The organism is Collimonas sp. PA-H2 (assembly GCF_002564105.1).
Lineage (GTDB): Bacteria > Pseudomonadota > Gammaproteobacteria > Burkholderiales > Burkholderiaceae_D > Collimonas.
This window is the reverse complement of sequence record NZ_PDBX01000001.1, coordinates 963,540-983,208: the sequence shown is the minus strand read 5'-3', so window position 1 is coordinate 983,208 and position 19,669 is coordinate 963,540. Positions and strand designations below refer to the sequence as shown.

General features: G+C 54.5%; 20 protein-coding genes. 11 read left to right on the top strand and 9 right to left on the bottom strand.

Annotated features, from left to right (window positions below):
* Positions 1–10 precede the first annotated feature (10 nt).
* The gene (locus BCF11_RS04435; RefSeq protein ID WP_098493669.1) at positions 11–895 is read right to left on the bottom strand and encodes a LysR family transcriptional regulator; all 885 of its coding nucleotides are present in this window, start codon (positions 893–895) and stop codon (positions 11–13) included.
* A 108-nt stretch (positions 896–1,003) separates the two neighbouring features.
* On the opposite strand from BCF11_RS04435, the gene BCF11_RS04430 reads away from it, so the two are divergent.
* The 6 genes from BCF11_RS04430 (at position 1,004) to BCF11_RS04405 (ending at position 4,636) form a co-directional block, all read left to right on the top strand.
* Complete coding sequence (locus BCF11_RS04430; RefSeq protein ID WP_098493668.1) at positions 1,004–1,936, top strand: NADP-dependent oxidoreductase; 933 nt, start codon at positions 1,004–1,006, stop codon at positions 1,934–1,936.
* A 25-nt stretch (positions 1,937–1,961) separates the two neighbouring features.
* The gene (locus BCF11_RS04425) at positions 1,962–2,534 is read left to right on the top strand and encodes an SRPBCC family protein (RefSeq protein ID WP_199110752.1); all 573 of its coding nucleotides are present in this window, start codon (positions 1,962–1,964) and stop codon (positions 2,532–2,534) included.
* Positions 2,535–2,638: 104 nt separating this feature from the next.
* Entirely contained in the window at positions 2,639–3,508 is an 870-nt protein-coding gene (locus tag BCF11_RS04420; RefSeq protein ID WP_098493667.1) for an SDR family oxidoreductase, read from the top strand.
* A 30-nt stretch (positions 3,509–3,538) separates the two neighbouring features.
* Positions 3,539–3,739, top strand: a complete 201-nt coding sequence (locus BCF11_RS04415) for an AtaL-like protein (protein WP_098493666.1) — start codon at positions 3,539–3,541, stop codon at positions 3,737–3,739.
* Between the two features lie 159 nt (positions 3,740–3,898).
* Positions 3,899–4,210 (top strand): DUF2471 family protein, encoded by a 312-nt coding sequence (locus BCF11_RS04410; protein WP_143751255.1) that lies wholly within the window; start codon positions 3,899–3,901, stop codon positions 4,208–4,210.
* A 45-nt stretch (positions 4,211–4,255) separates the two neighbouring features.
* Positions 4,256–4,636 (top strand): VOC family protein, encoded by a 381-nt coding sequence (locus BCF11_RS04405; RefSeq protein ID WP_098493664.1) that lies wholly within the window; start codon positions 4,256–4,258, stop codon positions 4,634–4,636.
* Between the two features lie 29 nt (positions 4,637–4,665).
* Here BCF11_RS04405 and BCF11_RS04400 read toward each other — a convergent pair whose 3' ends face one another.
* The 5 genes from BCF11_RS04400 to BCF11_RS04380 all read right to left on the bottom strand — a co-directional run bounded on the left by BCF11_RS04400 (position 4,666) and on the right by BCF11_RS04380 (position 8,495).
* Positions 4,666–5,712: a P-loop NTPase fold protein gene (locus BCF11_RS04400; RefSeq protein ID WP_158229140.1), complete on the bottom strand. Its 1,047-nt coding sequence runs from the start codon at positions 5,710–5,712 to the stop codon at positions 4,666–4,668.
* Positions 5,713–5,722: 10 nt separating this feature from the next.
* Positions 5,723–6,900 (bottom strand): IS3 family transposase gene (locus tag BCF11_RS04395; RefSeq protein WP_098493662.1). Its coding sequence is split into 2 segments (ribosomal slippage): positions 5,723–6,639 and positions 6,639–6,900, totalling 1,179 coding nucleotides; the frame shifts between segments, so codons are not numbered across the junction.
* Positions 6,901–6,928: 28 nt separating this feature from the next.
* A complete protein-coding gene (locus BCF11_RS04390; protein ID WP_098493661.1) occupies positions 6,929–7,456 on the bottom strand; it encodes a P-loop NTPase fold protein in 528 nt (175 codons plus the stop codon).
* A gap of 122 nt (positions 7,457–7,578) precedes the next feature.
* Positions 7,579–7,905, bottom strand: coding sequence for a hypothetical protein (locus tag BCF11_RS04385; RefSeq protein WP_098493660.1), 327 nt, complete (start codon positions 7,903–7,905; stop codon positions 7,579–7,581).
* A 218-nt stretch (positions 7,906–8,123) separates the two neighbouring features.
* Complete coding sequence (locus tag BCF11_RS04380; protein ID WP_233212362.1) at positions 8,124–8,495, bottom strand: PAAR domain-containing protein; 372 nt, start codon at positions 8,493–8,495, stop codon at positions 8,124–8,126.
* 356 nt (positions 8,496–8,851) lie between these two features.
* On the opposite strand from BCF11_RS04380, the gene BCF11_RS04375 reads away from it, so the two are divergent.
* From BCF11_RS04375 to BCF11_RS04355, 4 genes are all read left to right on the top strand, one after another.
* Positions 8,852–9,508, top strand: a complete 657-nt coding sequence (locus BCF11_RS04375) for a hypothetical protein (protein WP_143751254.1) — start codon at positions 8,852–8,854, stop codon at positions 9,506–9,508.
* 346 nt (positions 9,509–9,854) lie between these two features.
* Positions 9,855–10,592, top strand: a complete 738-nt coding sequence (locus BCF11_RS04370) for a sensor histidine kinase (RefSeq protein ID WP_143751253.1) — start codon at positions 9,855–9,857, stop codon at positions 10,590–10,592.
* A 631-nt stretch (positions 10,593–11,223) separates the two neighbouring features.
* Positions 11,224–13,470 (top strand): serine/threonine-protein kinase, encoded by a 2,247-nt coding sequence (locus BCF11_RS04360; protein ID WP_098493655.1) that lies wholly within the window; start codon positions 11,224–11,226, stop codon positions 13,468–13,470.
* The gene (locus BCF11_RS04355; RefSeq protein WP_098493654.1) at positions 13,467–14,054 is read left to right on the top strand and encodes a hypothetical protein; all 588 of its coding nucleotides are present in this window, start codon (positions 13,467–13,469) and stop codon (positions 14,052–14,054) included. Before BCF11_RS04360 ends, BCF11_RS04355 begins: the two co-directional genes overlap by 4 nt.
* Before the next feature lie 32 nt (positions 14,055–14,086).
* Here the strand turns inward: BCF11_RS04355 and BCF11_RS04350 are convergent, their stop codons facing one another.
* Complete coding sequence (locus BCF11_RS04350; protein ID WP_158229139.1) at positions 14,087–15,622, bottom strand: sigma 54-interacting transcriptional regulator; 1,536 nt, start codon at positions 15,620–15,622, stop codon at positions 14,087–14,089.
* Positions 15,623–15,993: 371 nt separating this feature from the next.
* Here BCF11_RS04350 and BCF11_RS04345 point away from each other — a divergent pair, with 371 nt between their 5' ends.
* Positions 15,994–16,959, top strand: a complete 966-nt coding sequence (locus tag BCF11_RS04345) for a hypothetical protein (protein WP_233212361.1) — start codon at positions 15,994–15,996, stop codon at positions 16,957–16,959.
* A 57-nt stretch (positions 16,960–17,016) separates the two neighbouring features.
* Here BCF11_RS04345 and BCF11_RS04340 read toward each other — a convergent pair whose 3' ends face one another.
* Both BCF11_RS04340 and BCF11_RS04335 read right to left on the bottom strand, forming a co-directional pair.
* The gene (locus tag BCF11_RS04340) at positions 17,017–18,255 is read right to left on the bottom strand and encodes a Vps62-related protein (protein ID WP_098493652.1); all 1,239 of its coding nucleotides are present in this window, start codon (positions 18,253–18,255) and stop codon (positions 17,017–17,019) included.
* Positions 18,256–18,729: 474 nt separating this feature from the next.
* The gene (locus BCF11_RS04335; protein WP_098493651.1) at positions 18,730–19,662 is read right to left on the bottom strand and encodes a glycoside hydrolase family 25 protein; all 933 of its coding nucleotides are present in this window, start codon (positions 19,660–19,662) and stop codon (positions 18,730–18,732) included.
* Between the last annotated feature and the right edge of the window lie 7 nt (positions 19,663–19,669).

Here is a 19,669-nt window from a genome sequence, read left to right as displayed (position 1 = left end):
CTAATTCAATTCATCGGATTGGAATGGTGAACGACCCATTGGGATATTGCTTGCACATGAAATCCACGAAGGCCCGGACTTTAGGACTCTGCAAACGGCGAGAGGTGTGCAGGACCCAAAGCTCAACTTCGTCCCCGGCAATTCCCCACGATACCAGCTCGCCTTTTTCCAACAAGCCTCCGATGATGGACTGCGGCAGCATCGCTGCTCCTGCGCCGTCGACAATAGCATCCCGAACCATCAGGAGCGAAGACAGACGCAGAACAGGTCGCGGCTCGATGGTGAACTGACCATTACGAACGGACCAGATGTCCCCGTCGCGATAGCTCGGCGTGACCACCGCTGGAACGGGAAACGGCTTGTCACGATCTCCCTTCGGCATCTGAATGGATGGTGCGGCCGCAAGGACCAGCCGGTCTTTGGCAAAGCATCTGCCGACCAATGTACTGTCTTTGCTCGGATTGATCCGTATGGCGACATCGAAATGCTCGTCTACTAGATTGACGAGACGGTCCTCAGCCACGGCTTCGATCTGCACTTCAGGGTAGCTCGCCAAGAAACGGGCGGCAATTCGCCCCAGGGCCAACTGCGAAAACAGGAGCGGCGCTGCGATACGCAGACGCCCCCGCGCCGTCGCAAGGCCGTCTCGTGCTGCAGCGACCGCGTCGGCGACCTCGTGCATTGGTCCCTCCGTTCTGGCGCGTAGCAGTTGGCCTGCTTCGGTCAACTCCAGGCTACGAGCGCCCCGCTCGATGAGCCGTATACCCAATGCTTCTTCGAGGTCAGCAACACGACGCGACAGGGTCGCTTTAGATCGCCCGCTGGCGCGGCTGGCTTTTCCAAAGCCGCCATGAGCGGCCACTAACTGGAAGTCTTCGAGGGCATTGAAATCCATGATGTCTCACTTTTGAAACGAAGTGTCTATATTTTACAGTCTTTGTTTTGTATGTGGAGCCACCTATTATTTGTTCGTACGCAACCCACATCTCAAAGGAGTTTAGTCATGAACAATATCCGTGCATTGATTCTTACCGAATACGGCGGCCCATCCGCCATCAAGATTTCGTCCATCAAGGCACCGATGGCAGGAAAAGGCCAAGTGCTGGTCCGCGTCCAGGCCGCAGGTGTCAATGGACTGGACTGGAAGGTCCGAGAAGGTTATGTCCGGGACGCTTTCCCGCTGCAATTGCCGACTGTCTTGGGCATCGAACTGGCCGGAGTCGTCGAAGCGGTGGGTGCGGGCATCACCCAATTGCGTAAAGGCGATCGCGTCATGGGGCCTCGCGGTGGATTGGGCGCCTATGCCGATCTGGTAGCGATAGACGAGGCCAATCTTACCCTGATGCCTGACTCGCTGAGCTTCGTGAACGCGGCGGCCTTGCCTGTGGCGTCCGTGGCGGCATGGCAAAGCCTGAACTTTGCCGGTCCGGTACAGGCTGGCCAGCGCATTCTTATCCACGGCGCTGCTGGCGGTCTTGGGGGATTCGCGGTGCAGTACGCGCATCAGGCAGGCGCTGTAGTGTTTGCCGCTACCTTAGAGGCGCATGCCGACTACGTTCGCGGCCTAGGCGCTGACCACGTCATCGCCTACGACAAAGAGCAGTTCGAAGCCTCGGCACGCGATATCGACCTGGTACTCGACTACGTCGGCGGCGAGGTGTTGAACCGCTCATGGTCAGTCCTTGCGGAAGATGGCGTCATCGTCAGCACCGCATCGCCGGCCATACTGGCGAGCACCCCCGCAGGGCGCCGTGGCCTGTGGTTCATGAACACACCGGATGCAGCACGGCTGCAATCGATCGCAGAGGACGTGGCACACGGACGCTTACAGTCGAAGGTCAACGCCGTCGTGCGCTTCGACGAACTGCCTGAAGCGATCGAGCGTAATCGGACTCAGCCGCAAATCGGCAAGACCGTAGTGAATTTCTCCCTTTAATCAACTTCCCTAAAAGGAGAAGGACATGAGCACTGCGAACACCATGCACGCCGATCCTGAATCGAGCGGCAGACATTTGGGCAAAGACGGTGGCCATCCTACCGTCGTTCGCACGGCGCGGTTGGAGGTTGCTGTCACGCGGGAGATGTTCATTCCTGGCGACATCAGCGACGTTTTCGACTTCGTTGCCGCGCAAGACGTTCTGCCGAAGATCCTGACGGGTTACGGGCTTGTACCTGGCGTCGCGTCAACGTCGAACGTCTCTGGTCCGTGGGATCAGCCCGGTTCAACCCGTACCGTGCATCTACTGGATGGCAGCACTGTGAGCGAAGGTATTACACACTACGACCGTCCCTCCTATTTTGCATACCGCGTCAGCAATCCGAGCTTTTCGCTGAAACATCTGATGTCTTATGCACGCGGACAATTTTGGTTCACACCCACTGAAGGCGGCACTCAGGTGAAGTGGATATATATGTTCCGTGCCAGAAACAGCTTTACCAAGATTCCGTTGAGGCTATTTGTCGGGACCCAATGGAGAGGGTATATGGACGTCTGCTTGAAGAATGTCGCCAAGCATTTTGCCAATCTCCTTTAACGCTACGAGCACCAGCATGGCTTTCTGTGGATAGAGCTGTGTCTCGTTGATCGAGGACCTCTATTCATCTTTGAATTTACCAACCAAACCAAGGAGTAATCATCATGACTATTATCGTTACCGGCGCTACCGGCACTGTCGGTCGCCAAGTTGTCGAGCAACTCGTGAAGCGTGGCGCCGATGTTCGCGCTCTCGTTCGCGACCCGTCGAAGGCAAACTTCCCAACAGGCGTCGACGTCGTCCAAGGCGATCTGCTCGACGTCGACTCGCTGCGCAGCGCCTTCTCCGGCGTCTCAACGCTGTTCCTGCTCAACGCGGTGGTGCCTGACGAATACACTCAGGCGCTGATTGCGCTTAACGTTGCACGCGAGGCCGGCATCGAGCGAATCGTCTATCTCTCGGTGATTCATAGCGACCTCTACGTGAACGTACCGCATTTCGCAGGCAAATTCGGCGTTGAACGCATGATCGAGCGAATGGGACTCAACGCAACCATTCTGCGTCCCGCCTATTTCATGGGCAACGACCTCACGATCAAGGATGTGGTAACCGGCTACGGCATTTATCCGATGCCGATCGGTAGCAAGGGTCTGGCAATGGTCGATACAAGTGACATTGCTGAGATCGCGGCCATCGAACTTATCCGCCGAGAACGAACCTCCGTCCCACTTCCTCTGGACCGGATTAATCTCGTTGGCCCTGACACCTTGACCGGCGCAGACGTCGCTGCGATCTGGACAGACGTCCTGGGTCGTCCGATCGCCTATCCGGGCGATGACCCCGCCGGGTTCGAGAAAAACCTTCGACAGTTCATGCCGAGCTGGATGGCCTTCGATATGCGCCTGATGAGCGAGCGTTTTCTCACTGAGGGGATGATTCCAGAAGCCGGCGATGTGGAACGTTTGACCGCGCTCCTGGGACGTCCTCTTCGTTCCTATCGCGACTTCGCTTCCGAGATTGCGACTTCAGCCTAACGGCTGAACATCAGGCCAAGGAACATCATCATGATCTACTCGACCACCACCGTTCCGGTGAACCCGAGAGGTGAAATTCCGTTGACCCGTTTGCAGGCATGGAGTGGGCTGGTTCTCAAGGCTCGCGACGCACGTGAATTTCTTCCGTCTAACCTCTGCACGCGATGCGATATCGTGGAGGAACACTCTACGCACATCGTGCGCGAGGCGCCGATTGGATGCTCTCTTTGACATGATGCTGCTCCTTTTGGTAAAGGCACAGCAAGCGTATCAAATTCTTCCCCCTACCTGGTCCAGTCGCAGGGGTTCACTCCATTTGCGCCGGTTTTTTGCAAAAACTCGATAAGCGTTTATACTGTACATATATACAGTAGTTGTACTTTGGAGAATATGATGCGCCTTACCAACATGAACGAATTTGATGCAGTAATTGCCCGAGCAGAACCCATTATTGCCACAATAGTTACCCGCCACCGCACCGAGGGGCAGCCCCTTACTTGGCGGTTAATTCATTCGATTGAAGGCGAGGTACTGGCCGAATTGAACCGCGCCGACGACCTCCAGCCGGCCTACATCAACTTGATTAGGCATTCCGGGGTTTTCAACTATCCGCTGAATGACGACCCGGTCGACTTTGGCGAATCAAGTGCGATTGCCTGCGCGTTTTCAATGATCTACGACGCATTTCACAGGGTTCATTGATTCGCTTAAGATGCAATAAAAATTCACTAACAAATTAGGATAGACATGCTCCACCATCTTTCAATTGGCGTACGCGACTTGGCACTTGCCGCAAAGTTCTACGATGCAGCGCTTGGCGCTCTCGGGTTTAAGCGTGTGTTTGAGCACGACACGGCAATTGGCTACGGAGTCGAAGAGGACAAGGATCTGCTGTGTCTGAAACTACGTCCGGATGCGGCAGCGCCCGGTCCGGGATTTCATCTCGCGTTCGCCGCGCCTTCCAGGTCATCAGTGGCTGCTTGCCACGCAGCCGCGCTGCAAGCGGGCGGTCGTGATAACGGTGCGGCTGGCTTGCGACCCGATTATGGCCCCAATTATTACGCGTGCTTTCTGATCGATCCAGACGGCCATCATATCGAAGCAGTAATCAATGCTCCCCTTCCTTGATGACCTGTCTTGAAGACGGATGCCGGTAACTATTGCTTAATAAATCCACCGGCATGTTGGACTAGGTGAAAATAGATGGAGTAATCTGGCGTAAATGTGCCCCCGCTTTGTGCACCCTTTATATCGTAGACTAAATTCTGCGGAAAAGTTCGAACGTTGAGCTGCTTCGAATTGCGAGCGCTATAGCTCAGGTTAAGATCATCGAAATAAATTTTCGCTATCTGATTCAACGAAGTTATATTAACTGTGGATCCGTCATCGCTCATTAATGCTATGGATCCAAATCCAGCAACTCTATCAAGAGTTTTGAATCCGGTTTCATCCGACAGATTTCGTGTCTTCGCTATTTTTTCAAAAACCGCTGGATTTTTTTGATATATGACGGTTAAAAATATCAAGAAAAATATGTGAACTGGTTTTCCTTCCAGACTCAAAAAAGCAGCTTCCAAAATAGTCGCAATCTGAAGTTGGTCGCGTAGGCCCAATGCAAAAGAATCCGCGTGCATTTCGAGAACTAAGCTTAATATTTCGACTGGAGTTTGCCCGATTGGAACTTGGCCGTTGGGCGCATGACTGTAGCTCAAACCATGAACAATGTTCTGGATCTCTGGAAGTGCCATCCTGTTGAACAGTAAATTCGCAAATTGAATATTGCTCGGCTCTCGCAAAGAATATTGTAAATCAAAGAACCTTTTCAAATATCGCTGGCCGTCAAAGCCTGTGCCATAAACTGCTTTCACAGATTCGCCGAGTTGTTGGATATTTGTGGCAATGATGAAAAAAACTCCAGGTACACCGAAAAGATGTTTAATCCCTTCGAGTAACTCAATGGCGTAATCGGGTCTGCAACGATCCAATTCGTCGACAAAAATTAGTAGCGGCAATTGGACGCCGCTAACTTTTTCCAACGCTTCAATTAGCTTTGATAATTTCTCTTTGAACTCTACGATTGATCTTTTTATTGTGTTGTGTCCCTCGAGCGCTTTGTCGATAGCCTTCTTTAATTTTTGTTGAACGTCCTTAAATTCACTTGCCGCGCCTTCAATATGAGGTTCCCTCTGTTTTTCGTCTTCCAACAGACGACTTCTATGCAGCTCGTTTTTCCTGATTCTGTTCACTGATCCAGCGCTGTAGAAACTGGAGCGGCGATTTATAACCGAGGGTCGAATGCTGCCGCTTGCGATTGTAAAACACCTCGATGTATTCGAAACTGGCCGCCCTCATTTCAGTCTGGGTGGTGTAGCGCAGGCCATGGTAACGTTCGTTCTTGAAACTGTTGAACCAGCTCTCAGTCGGCGAATTGTCCCAGCAATTTCCCTTGCAGCTCATCGAACACGTCATACCGAACTCACGCAACTTGTCCTGGTAGGCCTGACTGGCGTACTGGCTGCCGCGGTCCGAATGATGCAGGACGCCGGGCGCAGGACGTCGGCGGAACCAGGCCATCGTCAGCGCGTCTGCCACCAACTCAGTCGTCATACGCGGCTTGAGCGACCAGCCGATCACTTCCCGATTGAACAGATCCAGAACGATGGCGAGGTACAGCCAGCCTTCATCGGTCCACAAGTAGGTGATGTCGGCCGTCCAAACCTGATTCGGCGCCGCCGGCGCGAAATCGCGGTCAAGCAGGTTTCTCGCCACTGGCAAACCGTGCTTCGATTCGGTCGTAACCCGGTAGCGCCGCTTGTGGCGCGCATGAATTCCGTGCGTGCGCATCAACCGCTCTACGCGTCCCTTGCTCGCCGTGTAGCCCCGCCACCGCAACTCGCGGATCATCCGAGGACTGCCATAAGCACCTTTTACCTCGGCGTGGATGGCGCGGATCATGGCCAGCGTCTGGCCGGCCGTCAGGCGCTTGCGATCGGGCGTGCCGCCACTCTTCCAGGCTCGGTAACCGCTGATGCTCACGTCGAGCGTATCGCACATTTCCCTCAGCGCGAATCGATTAGTCTGCGCATCGATCCAGGCGTACTTCACAGAACATCCTTCGCGAAGTACGCCGCTGCCTTTTTTATGATTTCGTTCTCCCGCTTGAGCTTGGCATTCTCGGCACGTAAGCGCGACAATTCCATCTCTTCCGGTGTCACAACCTTGCTACCAGCGCCGTTCAACTTGCCAGCCTTAGCGGCCTTGACCCAGTTGCGCAGCGTTTGTTCGCTTAGACCAAGTTCCTTGGCTGTCGCCGCGAAGGACTCGCAGGCATTGACCCGTCTGACTGCCAATTCCTTGAATTCCGCCGTGTATGAACTTCTTGAAATCTTCATTTCTTGCCTTCCCAAAGTAACGTCAATTTTACGTCACCTGTGGAAGACGAAATTTCAGGGAAAGCTCAATATTCTCCATCTGACCATCGCTATCGGCGGCAGAAATCAGAGCCTGAATATGGGTCGCTGACATGCCGACCAAATGCTTGGCTGCAGCACTGGCAAGTACGGTCAATACTGGCTTATAGACATTTTTTATTTTTTTGATTGCAGCCGTTTTTACTTTATCGCCGACGGAAATATGTTTGAAATATTCTTTGAGACCTGTATCAAATTCAGCAATAAAAGCTAAAAGTGGATCTTCGGTAAAATCGTTTTGCCAAGCGTTGAAGAACACTGTTGGATGCATCTCAAATAAGGCCTGGTCCTTCCACCGTTCGAGCATGAACGATTTTCCGTATCCCCATTCGGCGTTGACCGCAAGCACAAATCCAGGTTCTTTCTTTTTTGCTCCGTAGCGCTTGACCAAATATTTCTGTAGATAGAATGCGTCCTCTTTCCGCTCAAGGACATCGTCTTGCCAAATATCTTTGTCGGAAGCGCTTTGATCTGGCATTCATCTCTTTCTGAGAACATTTAAAATGGGATCCGCTGTACTGCTTGAGTAGTAACGACTTGAAGTCGTCAGCAAAAATTTAGAGGCCGCCTGCCGGAACTAGGCCGCTGATGCGGCTTTTTCTATTTTTCGGATCCAGTTTTGTGTTTTATTTTTTGTCTTCGGGTTAACAATAGCCCACATAACACCGCAAAAAAGATACCGCCTGTCAGGCCGCTCCCCAGCGCAAACTCTAAGGCTTTCCCGCCGCATTCGTCGCCACATTCAACCGTTGATGGCGGAAGCGCTGCGTACAGACCAACCAAAGCTGCAACGATAGCCGGATCTTTGCAAGGTGCGTCGTGCGGAAATCCTGTCCATAGCTCTGCAAAAGTGACTACTTTCAGCGGGACTTCTTTAACGGAATTCTTCGTCGAATTTGTTTGCACTACCGTTTTCTTGTTCGGCATATTTTAGATTCCGTCCTGTTTTACTAGGGCTTCGTCACCCCAGTACACGGTGTAGGTGTCAGCACCATTGGTGGCAATGCGAGGAAGATTTCCACTTTCATCAGTACAACCCGAAAATGTTCGACCATCTGAAACTTCAATGAAATAGGGATAGTCACTGACAGCGGCACCGCTAGCGGAATGCTTTGGTGCGACCATCTCGTCAAAGATGTGGTGTTCTAGGGGGGAGACGCGGATCCTGCACTAGTCAGCAAAGTACTAACTGCGGCGGTCGCGCTTGGCGCTATTCCTGCTCCTTGAGCCATATCGTCATATTGATGGGTGCTCGTGGATGTGGCGATCATTCGCGGCGGCTTCGGACATTTACAGAGCAAAATATCGTGATCCAGCGCGATTTCGCCCATAAAATTCATCCTTCGTGGACTACCTGCTTTGGCGATCATACCAATGCTTTTGCAGGCCTCGCAGTATGCTTTGCTGCCGATTAGTGCGGCGCGAATGTTGTTTCCAACGGTCACTGTGATCGCAGGGTTCGGGAGGATGTAACCACCAGTTTCTGGCTTATCCGGCTCACACAGCCAATTTCTCATTACCATGTCACGCCTGCTTTCTGATGTGTATCAAAAACCCAATTCTGCCACGGTAATGGATATTTGCTAAGATTTCTCACGGGGAATGTTGCGAGTATGCGAATTTCCATAGATGTTGAGGCCCTCAGCCTTCAGCCATCACTGAATTGAGTTGCTAACGTAGCGTAGACTTCTTACTGGCAGGGGACAACCGCGTATGTGTTTTCGAGGCGACGTCCGTGGATGGCGACCATGTAACACGAACAAGGAGGGAGCACGTGACGTTCTGACGTTCAGTAAGGATGAGCTTTCAATTATTGCCATGTAGAATGCTGCGAAAACACCTAATTATCATTTAATAAGAAAACGGGGGCTTTATGCAGTGGGTGATGGGAGGATTCCAGTGGCTATCGACTAACGTAGAGTGGGTTTTCAGCGGCGTAGGACTTGCTGTGATCACTCTCATATGGAAGTTGTTGACTAAGAGCGGAAAAGCAGTGTCGCTCCCCTTGGCGGCGGGGGGACATACAACCAACGTGAATGTGCATCAGGCCGTAAATCAAGGAAATTCGTCTCTCCAGCATGACCAAGAATACAATCCGGTCAAGTCAGACAAAGCGCGTACATTCGTCGATCGACCTGCCGCGATGCATTCGGCGCACATCCTATTCATCGATGACCAGACCGATTTTCAGCTTATTAGCATCCTAATAAAGGCTGGTTGGCAAAACGTGAAACTCGTTTCCGACGTTCCGACTTTTAACTCTCCAGATATTCTATATGCGGATGTGATTTTTGTTGATATTCAAGGCGTTGGCCGTGCTTTGGGTTTCAAGGACGAGGGCCTTGGGCTTGCCAAAGCCCTCAAAACACAATTCGGAAATAAGAAGAAAATCGTCATCTATTCTGCGGAGCCAGTGGGGCTTCAGTTTCACGATGCATGGTCACTTTGCGATCACCGCTTGTCGAAGACAGCGGACCCCTACCAGTACATGCAAATGCTGGATACGTTACTGGGTGTGAGTGATGACTGACCACGTACTGATTCTGGACCCTCAAGGTGACCGACTGTTCGTCAAGATGGACCCGGGCTGCGAACCATGCTTGAGGCAATGTTCGAAGCCTACAGAGGTGGTTACAACATGTGGAAAGGCTGAGCGCCGACGTCGAGGGATGCACCAGTCTCCATTGGGCACTGTTTATCTGTGCACGGATGACCGCGATGACGTGAACAGCAATAAACACTTTAGAACCAGAATTGAAATCATGGGTGGTGCTATCCAAATGCTTCTGGATACTAGAGAGGCTGCGAGAGCTGAGGGACGAAAGGAGGCAAATAGGCTCACTCACAATTTGCGTACCCTATGCAGCAAAACTTCCTTGGAACTGTTCAATATCGCGAGCCAAGAGCAACTGGTTAGCGAGTCTGATGCCCTATCTCAAAGGGGAGTCTTCAAAGGCGCTCTGCTGAAAGACCCTGACGAATCTGCCGCTGTACTATTGCGAGTGTTAAAAAACACTCAAGCAATGGCGCACGAATTTTCTGTTTTTGAACGGCTGGATGCTAGCCGTGTTGCAGACATTCAGCCCATGACCCACACTTTGCACAAAGTGGTGAGAAACATAGTAGCTTCGTTTTATCAGGATCTTCAGAATAAAAGTATCACGGTGCGATTGTCTGCTAGCGAAACGCGAGCTCGTTTCGATTACGAGACTTTCAGCGTCGCGTTGTACTACATTCTTGATAATGCGTCTAAATATTGTGCGCATAGCTCATTGTTGAACATCAGATTTGAGAATGTCGGAGGATTAAAACTACTTCTTGAAATGACTAGCTTGCAAGTTGATGAGTTGGAGAAGGAGGAAATATTCACCGAAAACTACTCTGGCCGTGTCGCGATACGTATAAAAATGCACGGAAAAGGTATCGGCATGTATCTTGCCAGGCGTCTGCTGTCTTTGAGTAATATCGGAATTCGTTTTATACCCGGACCGTTGCTACAAGCAAGCTTTAAAGATGCCGGATACGCGCATAACACCATCGAAATCCATTTTCCTGAATCTTCGGTTATGGCCGATGGTGCCCAAAACCGACATCCTAATGGACGTGTAGTGTAATGGGGGAGAGTTTTGAGCAGGCAAATCTGCTCTGCTTTCGATTACTGTTCTATCAGAATCGCACTATTCAGAAAAGCCGCTCTCTTTCAAATCAAGTACTTACCTAATGCCATCCTGCCCAACAATAGTACGCTTATCTTGATCTAACTCATTGAATTAAAAATAGAAACTGATTTTAGCGTAATAGCTTCATAGCCTATCCGGGGTTCGAATCCCCGTCTCCCGCCAGAATTACTAAGCCCTTGAAATCAAGGGCTTTTTTACGCCTATTTCCCTTGAATTCCAAGTGCCGGCTACCATTCTTTTGCGCTTCTGGGTTAGCTCAGGGTTAATTTCGTTCAGCGAGACCGCAATTTTGTCCATCTCGCGGTTGTCGTCATCGCTTGTGATCCAGTTCGCATAGACATCAAAGAACATCCGCAGGCTGCGGCCGGGAATCTGCGAATCCCCATGGAAATAGATGTTAAAAGTCCACGCAAGCCATGCTTTGCGCTGCAGTATGCATTAGAATGAAATTCGATTGCCGCATGGAAAATTTTGGCAATCATCTTCTTTTCAGAACGCCCTCGTGATCCGGGATACGCCTTCTGGCTGGACTGCATAGCGCTACGACGATACCGTCAGATAAATCATGGACGCCATCCCAATGCATGCTCGAGTCACACTTCCCGCAACGGAACACTATCAATTTCTGCGATTGCTGGGAGAGGGTGGCTTTGGACAAGTGTACGAGGCGTGGGACGCCAAGTTGTGCCGCAGCATAGCGGTTAAAAGATTGAAGTCAGCATCGGCGCCATTGCGTCCTGACAGCTTGCTGCAGGAAGCGCGGCTGGCGGCCTCGCTCAAGCACCAGGCTTTCGTCACGGTGTTTTCGATCGACGGCGACGGCGCGCAGCAATCGATCATCATGGAGCTGGTGCAGGGAGACACCCTGCGCCAGTTGTCGCAGGAACGCCCGCTGAGCGTGTCAGCAGCGTTGGACATCGTTGCTCAAATTGCGGAGGCGATGGAAGAGGCGCACGCTGCGCATCTGATCCATGGCGATATCAAACCATCGAACTTGATGGTCGAAGCCTCAGGCAAGGTACGTATCCTGGACTTCGGCCTGGCGCGCCAGATCGATCCGCTGGCGACCGAATCCCTGGCGCATGAAGATACACAAGGCACGATTGCCTATCTCGCGCCCGAACGCTTGCAGGGTGAACGGCCGGGAGCGCCGAGCGACATTTATTCTCTTGGCGTGGTGCTCTATGAACTGCTCACCGGCGAACGCCCCTTTGCCCAGCTGAACGGCCTCGCGCTGGCCGCCGCACATGTCCAGTCCTCGTCCGCACTGTGGCCGTTCCCGCCTCAGATCGATGCTGCCGTCGTAGCGCTGGTGCGCATGATGACCGCGCGCGAGACGGCGCGACGTCCACCTTCGATGCGCGCCGTGCGGGAAGCTATTCTGGCAATCAGCGGGCGCACCGTTCAGCCGATACAAAGCGCCGGCATCGCATCTGCAGCGCCTTGGCGGCGCTTTGCCAGGCTACGCACGGCAATCGGCAAAATCGGCAGGCTGACGCCGGCAAGCTACCGGGCTAGCGGCCGTTTGACCCTGTTGATCCTGCTCTTGGCAACCATCGTCGGCCTGTGGCAGTTGCATGACTCCGATCAGCATGGCAAGCCGCCGCTCCCGCCTTATTCGGAAACGGCGACGATGCAATCCGGCTTGACGGCCTTGCGCCAGTTTGATCGTCCCGACAGTTCGGAGCTGGCGATACGCGATTTCACCAGCGTGCTGGAGCATCGCCCCGGCCATGCGGCGGCGGCGGCTGGCCTGTCGCTGGCCTACAGTTTGCGTTATGCGAGCGACCAGCGGGATGAGGTCTGGCTGCAGCGCGCCGACGCTAGCGCGCAGCTAGCGCTGAAACAAGACGACCAGCTGGCCTTAGCCTATGTGGCGCAAGCCTGGGTCAGGGTGCAGCAAGGACACCTGGAGCAAGCCGTGCCGCTGGTCGACCAGGCGCTGAAGCTGGATCCGCTGGACCTGTATGCGTTGAATGTCAAAAGCGAACTGCTGCTACGCATGCATCGCTTCGATGAGGCCGAACGCGGCATCCAGGCTGCGATCGCGGCCTATCCGCAAGAACGCCTGTTCGCCGATCTGCTCGGCATCCTGCGCTACCGCCAGGGCAATTACCCCGCCGCCGAGCAAGCATTCAGGCATAGCATAGAATTGCAGCCGGATGCGATACAGGCGTATGCCAATCTGAGTCAGGCACTGTTGCGGCAAAACCGGGGCGACCAAGCGCTACGCGTTTTACAGCAAGGTTTGCAAATCCGGCCCAACGGCAGACTGTATAGCAATCTGGGAACAACCTTGTTTAGCCGGGGTGACTATGTCGGCGCCGCGCAAGCCTTCGAACATGCGGTGTCCGCAGATAAAGGGAGCCCCGGCGATTATCTGAAATGGGCCAATCTGGCCGACACCTTGCGTTGGATACCCGGGCGCGCCGCTACCTCGCGCGCGGCTTACGCCAAAGCAGCTGAATTACTCAAGCCGCTGCTCGAACACGCTCCGGCAGATCCTACCGATATATCGAGGATGGGCCTGTACTCAGCCAAGCTGGGCGAGCGCGAAGCTGCGGCCAGGCTGAGCCGGCAGGCGGTGGCGGCGGCGCCGTCCAATGCAGACGTCCATTTTCGCGCGGCCGTGGCCTATGAAATCAACGGCGACCGCGCTGCCTCCCTGGCAGAACTAAGACAGGCCGAAACCCTCGGCTACCCGGCCAATCTGATCCGTGCCGAACCAGATCTGATGGCCCTCCGGCGTGACTCCGGCTATTACATCGCTCTCCACAATTCTCCACCCACCCTGAATGAAAGTGCAAAATGACAGAGCCGGTAAAAACCGTTATTTTTTACGTCAACTTCGATGTCGATCAAATCAGCGCCAAATTGGACTGGAGCACTAGCGGCGGCAGCAAGCCGCCGACCGGCCCGCATTCAGGCTCGGTATTCTTCAATCAAGGCGATCAAGTCGGCATAGTCGTCACCGGCGGCGGCAGTCTGATACAAAACCCCGAATACCGTCCTCCCCTGAAATCGTTCGAAATCACGGATTTCACGATTATCACGCGGCCGCAGATAGTCCAGTGCGGCCAGGGTTTGTTGACCACGTATGCTCCGCCTTCGTTGTTCTCGGATTGCTTGACTGCGTGCTTGCGATTACCGCTGTCTTTCGATGAAAAGACAAGCGACAAGCATCACTATCGGGAAATCACTCAAACCTGGACTCCTCCTGCGCCGCCTGCACCCCCTTTTCCTCCGCTGACTATCGGCAAGCAGAACGGCCGCTGGGAAGTCTCCATGTATATCACCGTGAAAATATACAGGGAAGGAGTCGCTACCCCGTTCCATCGCGTGTTCTATTTCGACCCGGAGGGTGAAGTCGGCACTGGATTGATGATGCCGGATTAGAGAATCATCGGCCGCCTGGACGGCCTGGATTTTCAACTGTCTGAATGTTCCAGGCCCAGTCCGAGCACATGTCGCCGCAGTGCTTCGCTGGGCGTTTTCAGGCTGGCTGCACAACGGCTCAGGTCGCCGGCGTGTTCTTGCAACACGCGCCGGATTTCTTCCAGCGGGATCGACGCCGCGGGACGAATTGCCGGATGCGCCGCCAGCAATTTGTATAGCGATGGACGAGAGATGCCCAGTTGCTGCGCAGCGCCGCGAATTTGCCAGGCATTGTCTTCCATCGCGCTCATGATGTCGTGCGGCGTCAGTCCGGATAATTTTTTCCTGGGCGGTTTTACCGCTGTCTGATGCGACGCCGGCGCGCCGGCCAGGCCGATGACAGGCGCAATGCCGGCTTCGCTGGCGCTGGTCTGCGGCAGGTTTTGCATGCGGATAAACGATGCCAGAGTTAGTGCTTCGCCGGCGCTGGCCGCCATGGTCGCGCGCCGCAATACGTGGGCAAGCTGACGCACGTTGCCGGGCCAGTCGTGGTTGCAGATGTCGCTGATAAAGGTCATCGGCAATGCGATCGCTTGATTGGATAGATCCGGCCGTGTTTGCAAAAAATGCAGCAGCAGGACGCCGATATCTTCACGCCTGTCGCGCAAAGCCGGCAAGCGAATCACGAAAGCTTCCAGGCGGCGCAGCAAGGCTTGATTGAAGGCGCCGCCTTCCAAGGCGCGGTCGGTTGCGGTAATCAGGCGCGCGCCGGATTGCTGGTTGCGGCTGGCGCCTAGCGGCCGGTATTCGCCGCTTTCCAGCACCCGCAACAACATCGGCTGTATCAGCCCCGGCATATCGCCGATTTCATCGAGGAACAGGGTGCCGCCTTCGGCTTCGGCAAACAAGCCCGGACGCTGCGCATGGGCGCCCGTATAAGCGCCCTTGGCTGCGCCAAACAGGTCGGCCGCGGCCAGCGATTCATTCAGCGTGGCCATGTTGACCGCCACGAATGGGTGCCCGGCGCGTTTGCTGAGGCCGTGAATCGCCCGCGCGGCAACATCCTTGCCGCTGCCGGTTTCACCCAATAGCAGTACCGGCAAACTAGTATGCGCAACCTGGCGGATCAGGTCACGTACGATGATCATGGCGCTGCTGACTCCCAGCAGGCCTGGCAAATCATTCGACTTGGGCAAACAGCGTATCCAGTGCAGGCAAACCAGCACCAGGCCTCCCAGGCCAAGCACAACCCCCCGTTCGATTTGTGCGCGCGGCAAGTACGCCGCGTCGGTGACGCTTTTGCCGTTCACCTCCACCGCCATGCGGCTGTCCGGCAAGGTGATGGCGACGCCGTCGCCGCCATCGCGGCAGATCCTGAGCGGGGTACGGGCGATGCAGCGATGGCCGAGCGCCAGGCCATCCTTGCCGGGAGCGCGAAACAAGGGGGAAAAACGATTGAGTTCGAGCACGCCCTCGCCGCCAGGGCCGATGAATTGCTGGCCGATACGCTCCGGCTCCGGATGCCACAGAATTGTCAGGCCCAGCAGTGGGCTCTGATCCGACTCCAAGGCCGACATGGGTGTGGTCAATGTCTGTTCGGAATCATTCACTGGTTGGGATGAGTACTTAATTAAGCGATTAAGCGATGATCGAACGGCCCCCGAGCTGGTCGGGATTGCCGGGATTATCTGAGCGGGAACGAATTGAAATTGATTATAGATCAAAGGCAACAGTTGCTGACATGTAAAAAGACATGCCGTTGACATGTCAAAACAGACGCAACGTGCAGGTTTCGGGGCATTGTACGCACTAAGCTTGCCGTTTTGTCATGGCATGGAATTTGAGTAGAAGAGGGAGCGGCACCTGATTCCTGAAAGGATCTTGGCAGCCAACGCTGAACGGTGTTTCGACCGCTCAGACATACTTAAATCGATTCGCAAGAACATGCCGGGGTCGCAAGGTGAACAAAACCAGTCTCAATGCATGGCCGCAGGATAGTAAAACCATCCCGGTCCTGATCCAGGGCTTCGACCTGCTATGGAAAAACAGCGCAGGGCCGGTTGCGGCTTACTTCGCCGATGCGCCGGCACTCGCGCCGCCAAGTGCGATCGATGCCGGCGCCGTCTCAAGCGGACGCATGCGCCCGGCCGCCGTGATTGAAGATGAACAGCACGACGCCGCTGCCATTCCGGTGCAACAGATCCAGTCGACGCTGACACTGATCCTGGCGAGCGGCATCTTTTCGAAAGCGCAACGGATGCGCCACCTGTTGCGCTTCCTGGTGGAGCAAGCGCTGGCAGGCACGATCAGGGACACCAATGAATACGCCATCGGGATCGAGGTCTTTGGCCGCGATCCGGCCAGCTACAATACCTGCGACGATCCGATCGTCCGGGTCCAGGTCGGCCGCTTGCGGGAAAAACTCAAGATCTACTACGCCACCTCGGGAGAGCAGGACGATCTGAGGATTGTCATTCCTGTCGGCAGCTACATGCCGGCCATCCATCGTTCGAGGCATCGTCGCAGCGCGGTGAAACGCAAGCCCATGCTCGCTATCCTGCCGCTTAAAAACATCACGACCCAGGCTGGCGGCGATGCTTTTACACAGGGCTTGAGTGAAGAATTGGCGTATCAGTTGTTCAAGGAGTTAGGCGATACGGTGGTGTCGTTCGCCTCGTTTGACAGTATCCATGAAATGGCAGCGCCGAAGAATGCGCAGGAAGCCGGTGCCAGCTATATCCTTGAAGGCAGCGTCCGGGTCGAAGGCGAACGCCTCAGGATATCGATACGCTTGCTTGATGCAGCGGCACGCTGTATTGCATGGTCAGAACAATTCGACCGCAGTACTGCTCTTGATATCGCGCTTCAGGAAGAACTTGCCCAGGCAATCCGGACTGCCTTGATCAGCCATTTTTGCCAAGCTTGATTTGCGGGTCCAATGCACGCCTTGCATTGGACCTGCATCTCCTCCTGGCGCAGAACCTTAGCGGCGCTTTACCTTGGACAGGCTATCCGGGAACTGCGTATCGTAAGTGCTCGAAGGCACGCCAAAGTCCGGGGTGACGGTCTGAATGCGCTTGCCGTCTTGCCGGTAAATATCATAGGTGCTGTCGAGATAGTAAGCGGCGGCGGCGCAGTGCGGAAGCACGTTGAGCATATCGTTCATGCTCTTCTGTTCCTGCATGCCCGAGCTTGAACTGGTGGTATAGGTGAAATTGTAGCTTAACTTCGCCGATACCTTGAAGCCGATTGCGTCAGAACCATATTCCATACCCAATTCGATGCCGACCGAATGCGCAAACGATTCAACCGATTCCTTGCTGACGCCCTCAAGCCAGGTGTAGCTTTGCGTTTGCAAAGTGCCGGTGGTGTTGTTCTTGAACATGGAAAGCTTGTACTTATCTGAGCGCACCATGGTGTAGACCGGTGATTTCAAAATCCGCTCCGGATCCGACATCGAAGGATCGCTGACCGCAAACCAAGGCATCTTGACGATGTAGGACACGGTCTCGCCATCCTGCGGCGGATTTTTGCTGCTAAGTACCGGCGGTTTCGCATATTCGCTCGGCGGCACATCGGTAAACGGAATCTGTAGTGCATTGAATCCTATCGGACCGGGAGTGTCGTAGCTTGGGATCGCAATGAAAGTTCCCGGGGAAAAGGCGACGTTGCCTGCCGGAGCGCTAGGTGGAAGGATGTTCCAGCAACTCAGGTCATCGTTCTTGCCGCTGCCACTGTCGTTATAAACCTGGTCGCCAACCAGGGCCGGGATCACCAGATCCGCTCTGACGCAGCGATAGTTATCCGGCGACAGGCTGCCGCTGTCCCATGCCGCTACACCGCCCAAGGCAACATAGCCGTCTGGCGCCATCAGCATATACACCTGGCTGCTCCATACGTATTGAAAGCCAGTTGGCGGCATCAGCGCAGGCTGCCCAACGCCCGGGTCGGACAGTGATTTCACCAGCAAGCCGACGTGCTTCCCGTTCGGATCGTCGTAATTTCCAAACAACACGTCGCCAACGGAATAGAAGCCCACCTGGGCGTCGGACGCTAGCGGCCGCCAGGTCGACGCATCTTCGTGGGCGCCGGATCCCTGATCGTTCCAGGTTTGCACAAACTGGGTCGTGAAATCCATGGCCAGGTCCTGGAAGACCAGCTGGCTGGTCTCGGTCAAGCTTTCCTGGGGGGCTAGCAGATACTGCTTTTCGTATGCACTCATGTTGATTCTCCTGTCGGGCAACTGCAAAAGAGGAATGGCGGCGTATGCCGTTTGCTGCGTGAGGCAGCGCTATAGCATCGATAGCCGACACCCCACAGTCGCAAGATATGCCCGCTGTGCCTGCAACATAAGTATCTTCAGGTAACGATACGGCCGCGTTACCGTAACATCGCCGTAGCAATACGCAGCTGACTTCGGCGCCAGTGGTTTAACTGTCGATCGGTTTAAGATATGGACTTGAAACCGCGTCGTCCGCCAAAAATCGGTGTGCCTTGATTTCTGATCGCAAACGGTCCGCTGCTCAGATAGCTATCTGGGGTAGCAAGAAAAGGCGCTCGATCATCAAATGATTAGTTTGATTATCAAGCGTTTTTTTGGGGGCGGCGGCTCGGGTCTATGGGGGTTCCCATACAAATCCAGTGCAATACAAGTCTGTACGAGAACTGCAAGCGGCGCAGTCAGGCGCATGCGCATTCAGGACGCCCATTGTGAAGCTAGTGTCGCGGCATCGCCATCGAAGTAGTCGCAATCCAGGCGTCCTTTTGAATCCCCTGCAATCCCGGTCACGGCGCGGCAGCCGGGCGGACCGCTGTCGCCATCGGTATATTGCCACAGCCAGAAGGTGTCCCAACTGCTCTGAACGGTGGGGCTTGCGCCATATTGCGCTAGCCAGAGGCGATGATCACTGAAAAATGGATCCTTTGCCGAACCCAATGCCGCTTTCATCGTGTCGCCGCTATAAATCACCGGGCGTCTCCCCAGTCTCGTGTAGATCTGTTCGCAAAACGCGCGCGCACCATCGATCGTCATCTGGTTCCCTGGCGTGGGTTCGAAATCCAGCGCGACCAGCATGTTTTTATCTTGGTCTGCTTTCGTCCATGAGATGAAATTTTCAACCTGATCCCCCACCGCGGCTGCCGTTCCCCAATGATATGCACCCCAAAGAAGTCCGGCCTTCCGGGCTTCGTCACGGCGCGCCGCATGGGCGTCGTCTTTGCCTGTGGCTCCTGTGGTTGCCTTATGTATCACTCCGACCAGGCCTGCGTTTTTGGCGTCCTGAAAACTTATCACGCCGTCGCCATGACTAATGTCTATGACCAGGGGCACCTGGTTCAAGCGGGCAGATCTGTCCGGCGGACCGGCAAGCGGCTGTGCCGGAGTTGTCGTGGGGTTCTGTTGCAAATCGCTGCAAGCCCCGGCCCAGATGTAGGTGTCGGCCGAGATGCGGTACCAATGGGCGTTACCGTTGACAGATTCGCCAACCGCCAAGGCGGCCACCTGAATTGTCGTACCGGGGTCAAATTTTCTAAGGACGGGGGCAGCCGTACTTGGCGAGCCTTGCCGGACATTGACGCGCACATTGTTCTGGACGGTTCCCGAAATAGGAATTTCGATGGTATCGCTCATGATAGAT